Origin of the sequence: Streptomyces fradiae (assembly GCF_041270065.1) — a bacterium.
In the GTDB taxonomy this organism is placed as follows: Bacteria; Actinomycetota; Actinomycetes; order Streptomycetales; family Streptomycetaceae; genus Streptomyces.
Genome location: NZ_CP065958.1, coordinates 7167080 through 7184856, shown reverse-complemented (window position 1 = coordinate 7184856; position 17777 = coordinate 7167080). Strand labels below are relative to the sequence as shown.

Sequence of the window (17777 nt, the reverse complement as noted above, 5' to 3'; positions counted from 1 at the left end):
GAGGTGACTCACGCGGGGCGGTGCCGAGGTCAGCGCAGCCGGAGGCCGGGGAAGCCCGGTGGCAGGGAAGCGAGAGTGTCCCCGTCCTGGGCGACGACCCATGACACGCCGTCGACGACGACCGCGGGCCGGCCCTCGTGGGCGGGGAGGCGGCGGGTGAGGGGTGCGCTGAGGTAGCTGCCGGGCGGCGGTAGGGGGAGCTTCAGGGCCTCGGCCATGGCCCGGCCGCGCGGGTTTCCGGCAAGCAGCAGCACGCCCTCGTCGCGCAGCGCCCGCCCGGCCAGGCGCACGACACGCTCCATGGAGCGCTCCCGGTCTCTGTCCCGGTCTCTGTCCCGGTCGCGCTCCTGGTCGGCGACGAGGGGGCGGAGCGCGGTACCGGGGACGGTACGGAGACGGACCCGGCCGAAGAGCTCGGCGACCCGGCCCACGTCGTCGGACGGCCGGAGGATCGCCTCGCGGATCCGCTCGGGCAGGGAGAGCAGCACGTTCTCGGGGAAGGACGCGTCGCGGTGCAGCCAGAGGGTGGTACCCGGGTTCAGCCGCCCGTAGCGGCCCCGGACGAGCCCGGCCGACCAGCGGGCGCGCGCGTCTTCGGCGTACACGAGGAGGTACGGCGTGCCGTCCTCGCTCAGGACCGGCAGCGCCTCGGCGATGCGCGGCGGCGCGTACGCCCGCACCCGCACGCCGAGCCGTACCGTTCCCTGGGGCCGCTCCCACAGCAGCCCGCCCGGCCCGCCGGCCCGGAACGGGAACACCCCCCGGTCGAGAGCCCGCGCCAGTTCTCCCGCCACCCGCTCGCGTTCGGCATCCGTCAGCAGCTCCGGGTCGAAGCGGCCCGTGGTGCGCGGATCGAGCACGGTGTCGAGGGCGTCCCTGACGAGCCCGGCCAGGGTCGAGCCGTCCGGGTCGAGCTCGTTGAACACCCGGGCCAGTTCCATGAGTTGGGCGTCGTACGCCGAGAGGTCGACGCGCGGGATCAGGATCACGCACACCACGTCGCCGGACGAGCTGCGCACCTCGCGCGGGCTATAGGTGCCCGCCAGCGAGCCGTCACCGGCCGCCTCCTCGCCGGACAGCGTCTCGTACGCCTCGGGTGAGACGCACAGCACCACGTCGTCCGGGTAGTTGGCGCGCACCCGTCCGAACTCGGCCGAGCGCAGCATCGTACGGGTGTACTCGACGCCCACGTCGTCCTCCGGGTCGCCCAGCACCGGCCCCTTGTGGACCGCGAGGCGCACGGCGGCGCGGTCGAGCCGGAGCGGCAGGCGCTCCACGAGGGCGAGGAGGAGGCGGGCGAGGGGGGTGGCGCCGTCGACGAGCAGGACGAGGTCGTCGTCGAGGGTGTGGGCCTGGGCGCCGAGCGGACCGAGGAAGGAGAGGTCGGCGAGCAGGGCGCGGACGGTGGGGGCGAGCAGCCGGGTGGGGGCGGCGGCGCGCAGCGCGATCACGATGGGCTCGCGCGGCGGGGCGCCCGCCTCGCGGCGCAGGCGCAGGGCGGCCTCGCGGGTGGCCGCGTCGTCGGGCCCGTCGGCGCCGTCGAGCAGGGCGAGGGCGCGCTCGGCCGCCGCCTCCACTTCGGCCCGCCGCCCGAGGCGCAACTGTGTGCCGGCCATCCGGACGAGTGCCCGTGCCTCCTCGGCGTGGCGTCGCCACGATCGGAGGTGGGCGATCACCTTCTCCTGAACCAGGAGTAGTTGGTCATCCTCGTCGGTGACGGCGGCCAGGGCTTCGAGGCACAGAAGGGCGTCGACGTACTCCGAGGAGGTGCGGTTCAGGCGAGCCACCGCGACTCTGGCCCAGACCGCCGCGTCACGTGCACGGTCCGGTCGGACGGCCACGGCCAGTTGGGCGCGAAGCAACGAGGAATGGCCGTAGGTCGCGCTGTCGGCCTCCAGGACGGTGGAGCTGACATGGTGCAGGGCCTCCCACGCCTCCTCGTGCCGTCCGACCCGGTAGAGGGAGCTCGCGAGGGCGAGCACGGCACGGGCGGCGCCAGGGCCATTGCCGGTGCCGGTGCCGGACGAGGAGATGTGGCGGAGCGCGGCGTAGGCGAAGCGAACACGGTAGAGGGGCGTGGAGCCCACGTCCTGGAGCAGGAGCAGGGTGTCGGCGTCGACCGCCGGGGACGCGAGGGCGTTGGGCACCCAGACCTCGGGGTGGGGTACGGCGAGGGGCACGATGCCGAGAAGTTCCGGGAGGAGGCTGTCGGGGTGGCGGGCGCGGTGGAAGCCGGCGGCGGCGCGGCGGTGGAACTCCGCGATACGGGCCCGGGACAGCTCGCGCCGCTCGTCGTAGCCGGGTCGGCGCGCGATCTCCTCGTACACGACGGTGGGGAAGGCGTGGCGCCCCCGCCACGCGGGTTCGAGCATCCGCTCGTTCACGAGACCTTCGAGGTGCTCGGACACTCGGTCGGGGGCGACGTCCAGGACGGCGGAGGCTTCCGCCGACGTGAACTCTCCGGTCGTGGCCTCCACCAGCCGGACGAGGACGCCGACGAGCCCGAAGACCGAGTGATCGAGTACGTGACGGACGGCGGTCTCGGGCCCGATGACCGCCCCGCTGTCCCTGGCCTCGCCGAGAAGGTGACGCGTTCGCGGCTCGGCGAGGGGGGAGCGCAGCGCGGCACCCAGAATGCGCAGGCTGAGCGGCCACCACTTCCCTCCCCCCACTTTCTGCAGGCCCGCCGCCAGCAGCCGGTTCGCGTCTTCACCTGCCAGAGGCGGGAGCTCCACCACGAACTGGTTGGACCATCCGGCGGTCGGCAGCCCTCGCGAGGTCACGAGGATCGCGCAGCCCTCCGGCAGTTCGGCCGCGAGCATGCCGACGAAGTGGTCGTCGCCGACGTCGTCCAGGAGCAGGAGGACACGACGGCCGCGCAGCAGGTCGAGGACGGCATCCGCACACTCCCTGACGGTCTCGGACGAGCCCTCTCCCGTCTTGCCGCCCATGTCGGCGAGCAGCCCGAGCAGCGCCGCCAGCGGATCCACGGGGCGGCGGCCGGAGGCCCGTAGCGGCACGAAGTGCACACCGTCGGGAAAGTCCGCGGCCACGCGATGGCCCACGGCGAGGGCCAGCGCGGTGCGTCCGGCGCCGGGGACCCCCTCCTGCGCGGTGATCCACACGATCCGGCGGCGGCCGTCGGTGAAGACATCATGGGCCAGCCGCTCCAGGAGCTCGCCGTGCCCCACGTACGGCTCCGGCGCCGGCGGCAGGTCCACGACGGGCCCCGGATCGGCCGCAGGATCAGCACCCGGCTCCGGCTCCGCCAACCCCAGCAGCTCCAGCGTCCGCCGCGACGCCCGGGCGAACGCGGCCCGTTCCGCCGCGAGCGACCGCGCGCCCTCGCCGTCGCCCCGGGCGACGGAGGGCAGCCGGGTGCGGCCGGTCCCGCGGTTGGCGAGGTGCTGGTCGAGGGCCTGGTGGAGGGCCCAGACCTCGTGGGTCGGGAGGTGTTCGCGAAGGACGGCCTGGGCGTCGGGTGGGAGGACGAGTTCGACGAGGTCGCCGCCCTCGTCGACGACGTCGAAGACGCCGCTGGTGACGACCTCGGCCACGTCCGCGAGCGCCGCGTCCGGCACCAGTTGGGCCCGCACGAGGTGCAGCAGGCGCAGGCTGAACCGGTCGAACGCGGAACAGAGAACGGCGAGTCGGGCGGCTCGTGGGGAGGCGGTGCGGAGGAAGCGGCGGGTGCGTTCGGCGGGCGGGAGCGGGGTCGCCGGGGGCCGAGCGGGGCCGAGCGGGGTGGGGCGGCCGGTCGGGGGGACCAGGACGGCGGTGCAGCCGTCCGGGTCGGCGCGCATGAGGGTGTGCGACCAGCGGCCGAGGGAGTGCGGGGTGAGGGAGAGGACGGGGACGGGCAGCCACTCGCCCTCGACCCCGCCCGCGCCCGCGCCCTCGCCGTCGTCGGCGCTGCCGGGCGCGAGGGCGAGGGCCGGGGGTTCGACGGGGACGCGGCTGCGGTGGCTGCCGGGGGCGGCGGGGGTGAAGCGGCTGGTGGGGAGGTTGAGGCCGCCGCGCCGCCAGAGTTTGGTGGGGAGCGGGTTGAGCAGGGCGGTGGGGTGAGCGCCGGCCCAGTCGCGCAGGAGGTGCCAGACCTCGGGGCGGCGCCAGGCCTCGGCCATGCAGTCGGAGACGACCATGACCACGCGCCGCCCGTCGGCGGCGCGCAGCGGGCCGGGGGCGCGGGGCGCGCCGCGCTCGTCGAAGGTGAGGTCGGTGACCTGGAGGGTGCGGAAGGCGCCGAGGCGGTCGAGGACGGCGGTGAACTCGGCGACGGTCTCGGTCCACACCCGCATGCCGGGCGAGCGGTCGACGACGAGGACGAGGTCGAACCAGCGCTCGGGCGCGGCTGTCAGGACCGGGATCAGCTCGCCGCTGCGGGCGTAGCCGTCGACGGTGGCGTCGATGTCGAGGGCGCTGCCGCGGCCTTCGGGCCAGCGCCGCTTCCAGGGGCGCAGGGCGCGGGTGAGTTCCAGGGCGCGGGGCAGGCCGCCGGAGTGGGGTGCGGCGACGGCCTGGCCGTGGACGGCGGTGGCGCTGCCGGGGAGCCGCTCGTGCAGGGGGCGGGCGGTGGTCCCGTCGGGGCGTGCGTCGTCGGGGGCGGTGCGGGACGGCGGGGTGGTGCCGCCGGGGCGGCCGGGGGTGCGGTCGGGGTCGGTGGCGGGCGGTACGGGGCGCTGCCGCCCGGCCCGGCCCGTACTCCTGTCGCCGTCGCCGTCTTCGGCGTCGGTGGAGGGATCGCGTACGGGCCGGGGGCCGGCGCCCGCGTCCTCGGCGGCGGCCCGCTGGGCGGCCAGCCACAGCGCTTCCGCCAGCGCGGTGCCGTCCAGTTCGGGGGCGGCGGTGCGCAGGGCGGCGAGCAGCCGTGGCAGGGGTTCAGGCATGGGAGAGCTCGCGCAGGATGAGGTCCTCGACGGCCTGGCGGCGGGCCTCGTCGGGGGCATCGGTGCCGGCGAGGAGGTGGACGGCGTTGAGGAGCTGGTCGACGGCGAGGCTCTCGCCGGCGCCGAGCCGTTCCAGGAAGGCGCTGACGAGCCGGCCGGCCTCGGCGGTGCCGGCCTGCTCGGTGCCCATGTGGGCCTCGACGATGCGCAGCAGGGTCTCGGGGGTGGGCAGGGGCATGGTGTAGCGGACGCAGCGGCGCAGGAAGGCGGCGGGGAAGTCGCGTTCGCCGTTGCTGGTCATGACGATGAAGGGGAACTCGGTGCACTGGACCCGGCCGCGCCGGACCTCGTGATGGGTGTCGCCCTGCCACTCGCGTACGGCGACGACGTCGGTGCCGTAGCGGGCGAGTTCGGGGATCTCGAACTCGCCGCGTTCCAGGACGTCGAGGAGGTCGCTGGGCAGGTCGAGGTCGCTCTTGTCGATCTCGTCGATGAGGAGGGCGCGGGGGCGTTCAGCGGGGAGCAGGGCGGTGCCGAGGGGGCCCATGCGCAGGAAGGGGGCGATGTCGTCGCCGCCGGGGGCTGCGCCGCCGGTCGCCGTGCCGTCGGGGGCCTGGAGGCGCTGGGCGTGGATGCGGCCGAGGGCGTCGTAGCGGTAGAGGGCGTCGGTGAGGGCGCTGCGGGAGGTGATGTGCCAGCGCAGCACGGTGCCGAGGTCGAGTTCGGCGGCGACCTGTTCGATGACGGTGGACTTGCCGGAGCCGGCGGGTCCGGTGACGAGCAGCGGGCGGCGCAGCGCGAGCGCGGCGTTGACGGCCTCGACGAGGCCGGCCGGCGGCACGAACTGCCGGTGCAGGGAGCGGCGCGGGAACTCGCGCCAGGGCGGGGCGGGCGGCAGGGCGACCCGGTCCTCGGCGCGCGCGGGCGGGGTGCCGTGGCCCGCGTAGAAGGGCTGCCAGGTCATGCGTGTTCCTCCCGGTCCGTCGGGTGCCGCGGCCCCGGCGGGACCGCCGCGGTCCGACCCCAGTCGCGATCGTCGTGCGGGTCACTGCGGTAGGCGTACTGCTCGAACCAGTCGCAGAAGTCGAGCCATTCGGTGCCGTCCCAGACGGTGCGCAGGCCGGCGAGGTGGTGCAGGGCGGCGACGGGGCCGTCGGGTGCGGGCGGCGGGACTTCCGTCCCGTTCGTGCGGGCGCTCCACTTCGCGCGGTAGGCGTGGCTGAAGGCGCCGGGCAGCTGGTGCCAGTGGGCGTCGACGGAGCGGCGTACGGCAGGGGGTGCCGGCGGGGCCTCGGGGTCCTCGTCGGGCCACAGGAGGATCGGCGAGGAGGCCAGCAGGGTCTCCATCAGGCCGCTGAGCTGGGCGGGGCGGTGGGCGAGGGCGACGGCGCGGGTGGGCGGCGCGTCCATGAGGCGGGCGCGCAGGTCGGCGGCGCGGCGGGTGTCGCCCTCGCCGAGCCAGTCGACACGGCGCCCGTCGGGGCTCTCGTCGAGGGTCTTGAGGATGCCGCGGGCGTGGTCGTTGATCCAGAACAGGTGGTCGGGCGGCTGGATCCGGTCGCTCCAGCGCAGGACGACGTCGTAGAGGGTGCCGAGGCGGCGGCCGATCTCGGCCTCCTCGGGGCGCCAGGTGGCGAGCAGCGGGGCGGGGGCGGCGATCTCGACGCGGCGCAGCGGCGCTTCGAGGAGTTTGGCCTGCCGGGTGGCCCAGCGCAGGGCGACGAAGAGGGCGCGTTCGGTGCCGGTGCGGTCCTGGGCGGCGCAGGGGAACTCCTCGCGGTGGCGGACGGTTCCGCCGTCGAGGAGCCAGGTCTCCAGGGTCTCCGGCCATTCGTCGCCGATCGCGGAGTGGAGGCTGACGACGAGCCGGAGGCGCAGTTCGGCGGTGGTGTCGGCGAGCCGGGCGAAGGCGTCGTTGAGGTCGATGACGGCGCCGGTGTCCTTGGCCGAGGCGCGCAGGGCCGGGTCCTGCGGGTCGACGCCGGTGTCGCGGGCGAGCCGGGCGAGGAACGCGGCGAGGGGTGCGGTGCGGCTCCGGCCCGCGCGCGGGGCGCGCAGCAGCAGGTACTCGACGGTGTCGCGGAGGAGTTCGGTGCCGGTGGAGTCCGGCAGGGGCTCGGCGGGCGCGGGCCCGGCGCCGTCGCCGAGGCCGGTCCTGACGGCGGCGAGGGTACGGCGCAGGAGCGCGGTGGTGAGGTCGCTGCCGGGCCAGGCCTCCAGGAGGGCGAGGGTGCGGACGGCGTCCCGCAGGGCGTCGAGGACGCCGGTGGCCCACTGGCGTGCGGGCCCGGGGAGTTCCGGGAGCCGGTCCCGCAGGGCCACGAGGTCGCGCGGGTGGCGCACCGCGTCGACCAGGTCGACGGGAGCGTCGCACCCCTCCCCCGCATCGCCGCCGACGTCCGGCCTCAACGGCCCCAGGGCCCGGGCGAGTTCGGCGCGGGCGAGCGGGCCGAGCAGGGAGCCGCCGTGGCCGGCGTGACGGGCGTGGACGGGATGGCGGGCGTTGCGGGCGAGCCACAGCCGGGTGGTGACGAGCTCCGCGCCGTCGTAGCCGGTCCACTGAGCCCGCTGGCCGAGCGCGCCGCCGTCCTTGCGGACGGCGAGCACGACGTCCTCGGCGGTCAGGATCTCCCCGGCCTCGGCGATCCCCTCCCTCAGCACCTTGACGACGGTGCTGCTGAAGCGCAGCCCGTACGCCTCCTCGTCGGCGCCGGCGGCCATGAGGAGGGAGAGGCGGGTGTCGCCGCGGCGGATGCCGCCGGCGAGGGAGTCCAGGTCGGGCACGGCGTTGCCGGCGTGGCAGGTGTCGACGAGGGCGACGAGTCCGTCGAGTCCGGTGGTGTCGAGGAGGTCGCCGAGCAGCGAGCCGACGTCGACGGCGCTCAGCGGGTCCTCGTCGCGCGAGTCCTCGGCCATGTAGTGGAGCCGGGTGCCGGCGGCCATGCCGTGGCCGAGGAGGGCGAGCACGAGGACGGCGCCCGCGTCGGCGGCGGCGCGGCCCGCCCGCCGTACCTCCTTCTCGACGGTCTCGCGGGTGAGCCCGGGGCCGTACAGCAGGGTCGTCCCGTGCTCCGGGGTCTCGGCGCAGGCGCCCGCCCATGGGCTGACGAGGGTGTCGTGCAGGGAGCGGGCGGCCGTCTCGAGGCCGTCGAGCAGGCCGAGGCCGGGGCACTGGGCCCCGATCACCAGCACATGGCGGGGTCCGGTCATCGCTCCGCGAGCGTCGTGAGCGCTTCGACGAGGGGGCCGGCGACGGCGGGCTGTGCCAGGTACTTGGCGGCGGGGTGCACCCAGGCGCCGTCGGAGTCGACCCGGTGGCTGGTGGGGGCGACGGCGGCGGCGTTCGGCTTGACGAAGTCCTCCAGGCGGGGGCGGGCGGCGACGAGGTCGTCGCGGTCCCAGAAGTTGAGCCAGCGGCCGACGTTGTCGGGGGTGCCGAGGTGCGGGCGGACCCGCGGGCCGACGGCGGTGCGGATACCGAGGGGCGAGCCGAGGGTGAGGAACAGCGGTACGTCCACGGGGTGTTCGGCGCCCGGGGCACCCGCGGTGGCGGCCTGTTCGTGCAGGGTCTCCAGGGCGACGACGGTGCCGAGGGAGTGGGCGACGACGACGTTGGGGCCGTGCGGGTCGAGGCAGTCGGCGACGCGGGCGCGGATCCGCTGGTCGAGGGTGGTGGTGCCGTCGGACTCGGCGCGGTTGAGGTAGCGGGCGACCTGGCCGAGCATGCCCGCGGTGGTGCGAGCGCTGAGCCAGCCGCCGAGGGCGCGCAGCCCGGGGACGGCGAGCAGGCTGGTGACGGCGTTGACGACGCGCCGGGCGGGCGCGCCGGCGCCCTGGGCTCCGGCGGGCGGGGCGAGCCGGGTGCGGGCGGCGCGCAGCGCGGCGGTCTCGGCGGGGGCGAGCGCGGTCGGTTCGGCGAGGCGTTCGTCGACGGCTTCGAGAAGCAGGGCGGCGAGCAGCTCGTCGTCCGGGGAGTCCGCCGGGCCGGCCGCCTTTACGGAGGAGGGTGCCGGGGCACCGCCGCCCTGTGCTCCGGCGGTACGGAACAGGTCGCCGTAGTACGCGAAGCGGGCGTCCGCCGCCCAGCCGCCGGTGAGGCCCGAGACCTGCGCGGAGTGGCCGGCGGCACGGGCGCCCGCGGCGACCGCGCGCAGCCATTCGTCCAGCTCGGCGGCGGCGTCGCGGGGCCCGCCGATGCCGTGGACGAAGACCAGGCGAGGCTTCATTGCTCCCCCGTTCGACATGGTGTTCCGGGTGATCCTGTCCGGTGCGGCGGGCGGGGGCAAGCCGCCTGGGGGCCGACCGTACGATCTCGGCCAACTCCCCCGGGCAGCTTGGCCGGAAGGGTCCGGCCGCGGGGTCCTCAGCTCCGGTCGGGGGCGCTGACCAGCTCGTCGATGAGGGCGAGGGCGTCGTGGGCCGCGTACTCCTTGGCGAGGGCGGTGGCCCGCTCCCGGTAGGTCGGCGTGTCGAGGACGGTGTCGACGGCCTCGCGCAGGACGGGGTCGGAGGGGTCGGCGGTGCGCAGGTTGACGCCGGTGCCGGTCCATTCGACGCGGGCGGCGACCTCCGGCTTGTCCTCGGTGTCGCCGGCGACGACGAGCGGGACGCCGTGGGCGAGGGCGGCCTGGGTGCCGCCGTAGCCGCCGTTGGTGACCAACAGGTCGGCGAGCGGGAGGAGTTCGGCGAAGGGGACGAAGCCGGCGACGATCGCGTTGCCGGGCACGGGTGCGGGCGCGAGGGCGGCGGCGCACTGCTCGGCGGCGTCGGGGCGGCCGGTGGCGGCCACGACGAGGACGTCCGGGCGGTCGGCGAGGGCGCGCACGGTGGGGACGACGAGCCGGTTCAACTCGGTGTTGGCGAGGGTGCCCTGGGTGGTGACGACGATCCGCCTGCCCGCCGCGCGGGCCCGTTCGAGCTCGGGCCACCAGGCGGGCCGGCGCTGCCCGTCGGCGGCGGGGATCGGGATCGCGCCGACGAAGCGGACGCCGGCGGGCTGGTCGCCGCGCGGATACTCGAAGCCGGGCACGGTCAGCTGCAGGAAGACGTCGGCCGAGTCGGTCAGCGTCCGCCCGAGCGGCCCCTCGGGCAGCGGCGCCCCGGCCGCGTCGAAGCAGGCCCGCAGATGGGTGAGGAGCGGGGCGCGCTGCTCGGCCATGCGGGCGGCGATCGCCGCGTACTCGGCCCGCTGGGCGTCGTCGACGGGCGGCAGCAGTCCGAGCACATGGGGCGCGGTGTCCCGGCTCTCCACGCCGAGCGGGGAGATGCCGACGCTGTACGTGGTGGGGCGGCGGTCCGGCGCGTCTGCCAGGGAGAGCGCGACGCCGCCGAAGAAGAGGTTGTCGTAGAGGACGGCGGTGGCCGGGAAGTCGGCCAGGATCTCCCGCAGGGCGCGGTGCTGATGGGGTGTCGGGTCGCCGAAGACGTGCATGACGTCCCACATGGTCTGCGCCGGTCCGGCGGGCACGTGGGCCCGCTCGGGGAACCGGGCGGAGAAGTCCCGGTCGTCGTAGTCGGCTTCCTCCGGCAGGGCGCGGAACTCCGGTCCGGCGGCCCGTACTTCCTCGGCGAAGCGGGCGCCGCCGAGGAAGACGACCTCGTGTCCGGCGGCGGCGAGGTGGCTCGCGATGCGGAGCAGCGGGCCGTGGTGCCCGGAGACGGGCGTGGCGGCGACGAGAACCTTGGTCATGGCGGCGGATCCCCCTGGGTGCGGTGCGCGCGACGGGATGACGCGCGTAGCGAGCGTACGAACTGCGGAAACGTGGTGGCGAAGGGTTGGCGGGACGCGGCGCGTCGGCCGGGTCAGGTGCGGCTACGGGGACAAGTCGGGGACTTCCAGCGCCGGCCCCTGGAAGCGGCGCGTTCCTCGAGCAGCCGGCGGTAGTGCGCGGCGCGTTCTCCGTCGATGCCGAGGCGCTAGAAGACCTCGGCGACGGTTTCGGCGACGGGCGGGCGCCCGGTGAGCCCGATCCGTACGAGCGGCCAGAGCCCTTCGGTGACGGCGGTCCGGACCTGTTCGGTGATCTCCGCCGGGGCGAATTCGGCCGTGGCGACTCTCCACAAGGTATACACGAGCCGTCCCTCGCGAGCGCCGACGGCCGGCCGGGCCCCGCACCGGGGAGAATGGGCGTCGTGAAGATCACCGCGCGGGAACTCAACCGGTCCACCCTGCACCGTCAACTGCTCCTGGAGCGCGCCCCGCTGGATGTCGCCGAAGGGGTGCGGCGGGTGGTGGCGCTGCAGGCGCAGCTGCCGGGGTCGCCGTATGTGGCCTTGTGGAACCGGATCGTGGGGTTCGATCCGGCGGAGCTCGACGCGGCGTTCGCGGAGCGGGCGGTGGTGAAGGCGACCCTGATGCGGATCACGCTGCACGCGGTGCACGCCGAGGACTATCCGGTCTTCCGGGAGGCGCTGCAGCCGACGCTGTACGCCGCCAAGCTGGGCAGCCGGACGGGGCTGCCGCCGGCGGAGGTGCGGGCGCTGGTGCCGGGGCTTGTCGAGTTCGCGAGCGTGCCGCGGGGCAGCGCGGAGATGAAGGCCTGGGTGGAGGAGCGGGTGGGGGCCGCGGCGCGGGACGGGGCGTGGTGGGGGCTGAAGGGGTACGCGCCGCTGCATCACCATCCGACCGGCGGCCCTTGGTCGTTCAGCGACCGGCCGTCGTACGTGGCGGCAGGGAGCGGTCCGCTGCCGGAGGGTCCGGAGGGGGCGCCGGAGGCGCTGCGCCGGCTGGTCGTGCGCTGTCTGGAGGGCTTCGGTCCGGCGTCGGTGGCGGACGTGGCGCAGTTCGGCATGGTCAAGCGGGCGCCGGTGCGGTGGGCGCTCGGCGAGCTGGACGGTGCGGTGGAGCGGCTCGAAGGTCCCGCCGGGGAGGAGTTGTTCGACCTGGTGGGGGCGGTGCGGCCGGACGGGGCGACGCCCGCGCCGGCGCGGCTGCTCGGGATGTGGGACAGCGTACTCCTGGCGTACGCGGACCGAAGCCGGCTGGTGCCGCCGGAGCTGCGGCGGACGGTGATCCGGGTGAACGGCGACGTACTGCCGACGCTGCTGGTCGACGGGCGGGTGGCAGGGGTGTGGCGGCCGGCCGAGGGCGGGATCGAGGCGACGGCCTTCGAGGAGCTGCCCGCGCGGGCGTGGGAGGAGCTGGCCGAGGAGGCGCGCTCGCTGTGCGCGCTGCTCGCCGGGCGCGATCCGGAGCTGTACGGGCGGCGGTACGGCCACTGGTGGGCGAAGCTGCCGGCCGGGCGGGTGCGGCTGCTCCCGGGGTAGCCGCCGCGAGGGCGACGGGCCGCGGCCCCCGCGCCACGGGGGCGTGGGGGCCGTGGGTCATACGGTGCTCAGGTGCGTCAGTGCCAGTACTTCATGTCCGTACCTCCTCCTGCTGCGGTGAAGGGCGTGCGGGCATTCACCAGGGCGTGCGGGGCGCGACTCAGTGCCAGTACTTCATGACCTGACCTCCTCCCCCGTGGCGGGGCGCAGCGTCACCTCGAAGCGGTCGAGTCCGCGCAGGGTGAGGTTGCGCCGGTGGTGTGGTTCCGCGACCGCCCGTGCGCCGGGGTGGTCCGTGGCGAGGGTCCCGAGGACCGATCCGGCGAGCCGGATCGCCATGGACGCGCCCAGGCAGGCATGGGCCCCGCGGCCGAACCCGAGGTGCGGGTTGGGGGCGCGGTCGAGTCGCAGCTCGGTGGGGTGGGCGAAGCGCAGCGGGTCGTGGTTGGCCGCGCCGAGGAGCAGGGTGACCGGGTCGCCGGCCTTGATGGTGACGCCGCCGAGTTCGGTGTCGGCGACGCAGACGCGGGCGTCGGCCTGGACGGGGGCGTCGAAGCGGATCAGTTCGTCGACGGCGGTCCCGGTGCCGCCGGGGCCGGGGCCGGTCGCGCGGAAGGCGGCGAGGGCACCGGGGGTGGTGAGCAGGGCCGCGGCGGCGTTGCCGAGGAGCCGGGAGGCGGATTCGTACCCCGCGTGGAGGACGGCGCGCAGGCTGTTGCGCAGCACGGCCGGGTCGACGCCGCTGGTGTCGGCGTGCGCGGCGACGTACGCGATGAGGCCGTCGGCCGGCGGGTCGGCGAGCCAGCCGCCGGCGTACGCGGCGAGTTCGGCGCGCGCGGCGACGGCGGGTTCGTGCTTCTCGGGCCACAGTCCGGCGTCCATGCCGTCGACGACGGTGCGGGACATCGGCACGAACCAGTCGAGTTCGGGGGCGGGCACGCCGAGGAAGGCGGTGACGAAGCGGAGCCCGAGGGGTTCGGCGAGGTCGCCGACGAGGTCGAAGGAGGGGCGGTCGGCGAGCTCGGCGAGGAGCTCCTTGACCTCGCGGTCGAGTCCTTCGTGGAGGGCGTGCCGGTCCTGGGCGCGGAAGCCGTCGAGCAGGAGGTGCCGGATGGCGGTGTGCTCGGGCGGGTCGAGGGTCTGGACGCTGAGCAGCGGCGCGGGGATGTCCTCGCCGGCGCGGCGCCAGTCGGAGGCGAAGCGGGTGCTGTCGGTGAGGACGGCGAGGCAGTCGGCGTGGCGGGTGAGGACCCAGGAGCCGAGGAGCTCGTGCCAGAGGACAGGGGCGGTTTCGCGCAACTCGGCATATGCCGGGTAGGGGTTCGGGAGCAGGTCCGGGTCGGCCAGCCGAAGGATCGGATCGGCTGCCGCGGTGTTCTCGACCGGTGTCACGAAATGCCTCCCCCTGCGCAGTAGGGCCTGTTCGAGGCCGCAAATGCTGTCGGTCGAGCTGTGCGGAACAAACGTTTCGCCGGTGGGCATCCCGGTTCCGCGGGCAATTCTCCGTGCTGATCGTCGGTGACGCTACCACGCAACTTCCGTGGCTGGTATGACTACTTGCCCCAGATCTTTCTCACGCTTCACGGGGAGTGGCGGATGTCGGATCAGAGCCGGACGATCGTGCACGACGTACCCCTGAACGTCGCCCAACAGCCGGATCCGTACCCACTGTTCGAGCGGATCCGGGAGCACGGGGTGGTACAGCGGGTACGGCTGAATCCCACCCTTGAAGTCTGGATGGTGACGGGCTACGACGAGGCGGTGGCGGCGCTCACCGATCCGCGCCTGAGCAGCAGCCCGGCCGGGGTGAACGGGCTCGCCGAGGAGATGGCCCACCAGGAGCGCACCAACGTCCTGATGGCCAGCATGCTGGTGGCGGACGGCGCCGACCACACGCGGCTGCGCAATCTGGTGTCGCGGGCGTTCACGGCGCGCCGGATCGAGGAGCTGGTGCCGCGCATCCAGGCGCACACCGATGCCTTCCTGGACGTCTTCGCCGGGCGCGGATCGGCCGATCTGGTGGCGGAGTTCGCGCTGCCGCTGCCGATGGCGGTGCTGAGCGAGCTGATCGGCATCCCCGCCGAGGGGCAGCCGGACTTCGCGCGGCTCGCGGTGGGTCTGATCATGCCGCCGAACACTCCGGAGCGGCTGGCCAAGGGGGCCCGGGCCCGGGCCGAACTCACCGAGTTCTACGAGCCGTTGATCGCCGCGCGCCGCAAGGAGCCGCGTGACGACCTGCTGAGCGCGCTGTGCGCGGCGCAGGCAGAGGAGCGGATCAGCGACCGCGAACTGACCGCGATGGCCATCCTGTTGACGCTCGCCGGGCACGAGACGACGGCGAGCCTGATCGCCAACGGGGTGCACGCGCTGCTTCGCCATCCCGGGCAGTTCGCGGCGCTGCGCGACGACCCGGGGCTGCTGCCGGGGGCGATCGAGGAGCTGCTGCGCTACGAGGGGCCGGTGAGCCGTGGGGTCGCGCGGTTCACGGTGGATCCGTACGAGATCGGCGGCGTCACCATCCCCGCCGGCGAGATGATCATCATCGGCCTGGCCGCGGCCAACCGCGACCCGGCGCGCTTCGACCGGCCCGACCTCCTGGACGTGGCGCGCACGGAGATGCCGCAGCAGCTCGCTTTCGGCCACGGCATGCACTTCTGCCTGGGCGCGCCGCTGGCCCGCGCGGAGGCGCGGATCGCGCTGGGCACGCTGCTGCGCCGCTTCCCCGATCTGCGGCTCACCGACCCGGACGAGGACCTGACGCGGCGCGAGGGGATCCTGCGCGGGATGGCGACGCTCCCGGTCAGTTTCACGCCGGTGCCGGTGCCTGCGGCGGCGACGGGTGGGCGGGCGTGAACGGGGCGGCACCGGCCGGGGCTCCGGCCGGGAGCGGGACCGCCGCCTTCGACGCCATCGCGCCGACGTACGACGCCTCGCGGGGCGGGACCGCCCGGGCGGCGGGCTTCGCCGGACAGCTGGCCCCGCTGCTCGACCCGGCCGAGCCGGTGCTCGACATCGGGGTGGGCACGGGGATCGTGGCGGCGGAACTGGCCGCGCGCGGCCACCGGGTGTACGGCGTCGACCTCTCCCCCGGCATGCTGGCGCACGCCCGCGGCCGGCTCGGCGCCCGGGTCGCCGTCGGGGACGCGGGCCGGCTGCCGGTCCGTACGGGATCGGTCGCCCAGGCGGTGTCCACCTGGCTGCTCCACGCGGGCCCCGACCCGCGGGCGGTGTTCGCCGAGGTGGCGCGGGTGCTGCGGCCCGGTGGCCGCTATCTGGTGATCCCGGCGCGCGGCATGCGCCCGACCGACGACATCGGCCGCATCGTGGGCGCCCTGGAGGACCGCCTCGACCCGCACGGCACCCGCCAGGACTCCCCCGGCCTGCTCGCCCCGATCGCCGCCGCGCACGGCCTCCGCTACGAGGGCCCGGCGAGCGAGCGCCCCGCCGTCTTCCACGTCTCCCCCGAGGGCATGGCCCGCGCCATCGCCGACGGCCGCCTCTTCACCGGCGCCTGGCAGATCGACCCCGCCGACCTCCCCCTGGTCACCGACGCCTGCACCCGCCTCCGGGCCCTCCCGGAACCCTGGCGCCCCAGGGTGCGGGAGATGGCCGATTTCGTGATGGTCTTCCGCAAGGTGTGACGCCAAAGGGGCCGGGCCCGGCCGTCACTCGCCGTGGCGGAGGGCAGAGGCGTAGGCCTCGTCGGGGTCCAGGCGGCGGAGTTCTTCGGCGATGAGTTCGGCGGTGGTGCGGACCTTGAGGGCCATGACGCGGTCGGGCTGGCCGGGGATGGCGAGGTGGGCGACCGGGCCGTCGGGGCGGTCGATGACGATCTCGCCGTCGGGGGTGCCCAGGCGGACGGCGGTGACGACGGGGCCGTCGGTGACGACGCGCTCGACCGGGACGTTCAGCCGGTCGCCGAACCAGCGGGCCAGGAGTTCGGCGCTGGGGTTCTCCGCCTCGCTCTCGACGGCGGCCGAGGTCACCGTCGTACGGGCCTGGTCGAGGGCGGCGGCGAGGAGGGAGCGCCAGGGGGTGAGCCGGGTCCAGGCGAGGTCGGTGTCGCCCGGGGCGTAGGAGGCGGCGCGGGCGGCGAGCGCGGCCAGCGGGTCCTCGACGGCGTAGGTGTCGGTGATGCGGCGCTGCGCAAGGATGCCGAGCGGGTCGCGGGAGGGGACCTCGGGGGCGTCGACCGGCCACCAGACGACGACCGGCGCGTCCGGCAGGAGCAGGGGCAGGACGACGGAGTCGGCGCGCCGGGTCACCTCGCCGTGCATCCGGAGGAGCACGGTCTCGCCGGCCCCCGCGTCGGTGCCGACGCGGATCTCGGCGTCGAGCCGGGGCTCGCCCAGGGCTCGCGGGCCGCGGGTGCGCCGCTTGATGACGGCCAGGGTGCGCGAAGGGTGTTCGCGGGAGGCCTCGTTGGCGGCCTTCACGGAGTCGTAGGCGTGTTCCTCGTCGGTGACGATGACGAGGGTGAGGACCACGCCGACGGCCGGGGTGCCGACGGCGCGCCGGGCCTCCAGGATCGCCTTGTTGATGCTGCTGGCGTTGGTGTCCGTGAGATCGATCTTCATGACCGCCACCGGTCCCTTCCGTCACGTGCCCGCATGCGCGGCTCTCCCCCTGCTCTCTCCCCGTAGCACCGGACCGGCTCCGGATCTTCCCGGGAGACGGGCCTCGGAGTCCATGTCCATGGCGTCCTCAGACCGTCAGGACCAGCTTGCCCCGGGTGTGGCCATCGCTGCTGAGCCGCCAGGCCTCCGCGGCCTCGCGCAGCGGCAGTTCCTTCTCCACGAAGACGGTGAGCCGGCCCTCGTCGGCGAGGTCGGCCAGGGTGGCGAGTCCGGCGCCGTCGGGCCGTACCCAGACGTAATGCCCGCCGAGTTCGGCGGCCCGGTGGTCGGTGATGGAGGCGAGCCGGGTGGGGTCGCGCAGGAGCGCGGCGGAGACGTCGACGGACTCGCCGCCGACGAAGTCGAGGGCGGCGTCGACGCCGTCGGGGGCCGCCTCGCGGACCCGCTCGGCGAGTCCGGGGCCGTACGCGACGGGTTCGGCGCCCAGGTCGAGCAGGAAGCGGTGGTTGGCGGGGCTCGCGGTGCCGATGACGCGGGCGCCGCGGGCGGTCAGGATCTGCACGGCCAGCGAGCCCACTCCGCCGGCGGCGGCGTGTACGAGGACGGTGTCACCGGCCGCGCAGCCGACCCGGTCGGCGGCCTGGAGGGCGGTGAGGCCGGCGAGCGGCAGGCCGCCGGCCTGGGCCCAGCTCAGGGCGCGGGGCTTGCGGGCGAGCATGCGGACGGGGACGGCGACCTGTTCGGCGTAGGCGCCGTGCTCGGCGCTGTCCTTGCGGATGTAGCCGACGACCTCGTCGCCGGGGGCGAACTCGGTCGCGTCGAGGCCGTTGCGCGCGACGACTCCGGCGACGTCCCAGCCGGGGATCATCGGGAAGTGGCCGACCATGATCGGGTCGAGGCCGCCGGCGGCGAGTTTCCAGTCGACCGGGTTGACGCCGGCGGCGCGGACCTGGACCAGGACCTCGCCGGGGGCGACCTTGGGGTCGGGCAGTTCCATCAGGGTGAGCGCGTCGGCGCCGCCGTACTCCGGCATGGCCATGGCCTTCAT

At 75.3% G+C, this 17777-nt stretch carries 12 protein-coding genes; 3 read left to right on the top strand and 9 right to left on the bottom strand.

Translation table 11 applies throughout. From position 1 onward, the window contains the following. Positions 1-29: 29 nt before the first annotated feature. The 6 genes from JAO84_RS32630 to JAO84_RS32605 all read right to left on the bottom strand — a co-directional run bounded on the left by JAO84_RS32630 (position 30) and on the right by JAO84_RS32605 (position 10958). Positions 30-4886, bottom strand: coding sequence for a NaeI family type II restriction endonuclease (locus tag JAO84_RS32630; RefSeq protein ID WP_370416073.1), 4857 nt, complete (start codon positions 4884-4886; stop codon positions 30-32). Then, a complete protein-coding gene (locus JAO84_RS32625) occupies positions 4879-5850 on the bottom strand; it encodes an AAA family ATPase (protein ID WP_370416072.1) in 972 nt (323 codons plus the stop codon). Before JAO84_RS32625 ends, JAO84_RS32630 begins: the two co-directional genes overlap by 8 nt. Then, positions 5847-8096, bottom strand: a complete 2250-nt coding sequence (locus JAO84_RS32620; protein WP_370416071.1) for a hypothetical protein — start codon at positions 8094-8096, stop codon at positions 5847-5849. Before JAO84_RS32620 ends, JAO84_RS32625 begins: the two co-directional genes overlap by 4 nt. After that, on the bottom strand, positions 8093-9112 hold the full coding sequence (locus tag JAO84_RS32615) for an alpha/beta hydrolase (RefSeq protein ID WP_370416070.1): 1020 nt from the start codon (positions 9110-9112) through the stop codon (positions 8093-8095). Before JAO84_RS32615 ends, JAO84_RS32620 begins: the two co-directional genes overlap by 4 nt. A gap of 137 nt (positions 9113-9249) precedes the next feature. Beyond that, entirely contained in the window at positions 9250-10575 is a 1326-nt protein-coding gene (locus tag JAO84_RS32610; RefSeq protein WP_370416069.1) for a glycosyltransferase, read from the bottom strand. 227 nt (positions 10576-10802) lie between these two features. Beyond that, positions 10803-10958 carry a hypothetical protein gene (locus JAO84_RS32605; RefSeq protein ID WP_370416068.1) on the bottom strand — a complete coding sequence of 52 codons (156 nt, stop codon included), beginning with the start codon at positions 10956-10958 and terminating at the stop codon, positions 10803-10805. A gap of 60 nt (positions 10959-11018) precedes the next feature. Between JAO84_RS32605 and JAO84_RS32600 the strand changes: the two genes are divergently transcribed. Beyond that, on the top strand, positions 11019-12152 hold the full coding sequence (locus JAO84_RS32600) for a winged helix DNA-binding domain-containing protein (RefSeq protein WP_370416067.1): 1134 nt from the start codon (positions 11019-11021) through the stop codon (positions 12150-12152). A 174-nt stretch (positions 12153-12326) separates the two neighbouring features. Here the strand turns inward: JAO84_RS32600 and JAO84_RS32595 are convergent, their stop codons facing one another. Next, the gene (locus tag JAO84_RS32595; protein WP_370416066.1) at positions 12327-13544 is read right to left on the bottom strand and encodes a cytochrome P450; all 1218 of its coding nucleotides are present in this window, start codon (positions 13542-13544) and stop codon (positions 12327-12329) included. Between the two features lie 204 nt (positions 13545-13748). Here JAO84_RS32595 and JAO84_RS32590 point away from each other — a divergent pair, with 204 nt between their 5' ends. Further along, positions 13749-15005 (top strand): cytochrome P450, encoded by a 1257-nt coding sequence (locus JAO84_RS32590; protein WP_370416065.1) that lies wholly within the window; start codon positions 13749-13751, stop codon positions 15003-15005. Next, entirely contained in the window at positions 15002-15793 is a 792-nt protein-coding gene (locus tag JAO84_RS32585; protein WP_370416064.1) for a class I SAM-dependent methyltransferase, read from the top strand. Before JAO84_RS32590 ends, JAO84_RS32585 begins: the two co-directional genes overlap by 4 nt. A gap of 24 nt (positions 15794-15817) precedes the next feature. Here the strand turns inward: JAO84_RS32585 and opcA are convergent, their stop codons facing one another. Next, a complete protein-coding gene (opcA, locus tag JAO84_RS32580) occupies positions 15818-16729 on the bottom strand; it encodes a glucose-6-phosphate dehydrogenase assembly protein OpcA (RefSeq protein ID WP_370416063.1) in 912 nt (303 codons plus the stop codon). A gap of 127 nt (positions 16730-16856) precedes the next feature. After that, positions 16857-17777 (bottom strand): NADP-dependent oxidoreductase, encoded by a 921-nt coding sequence (locus tag JAO84_RS32575; RefSeq protein ID WP_370416062.1) that lies wholly within the window; start codon positions 17775-17777, stop codon positions 16857-16859.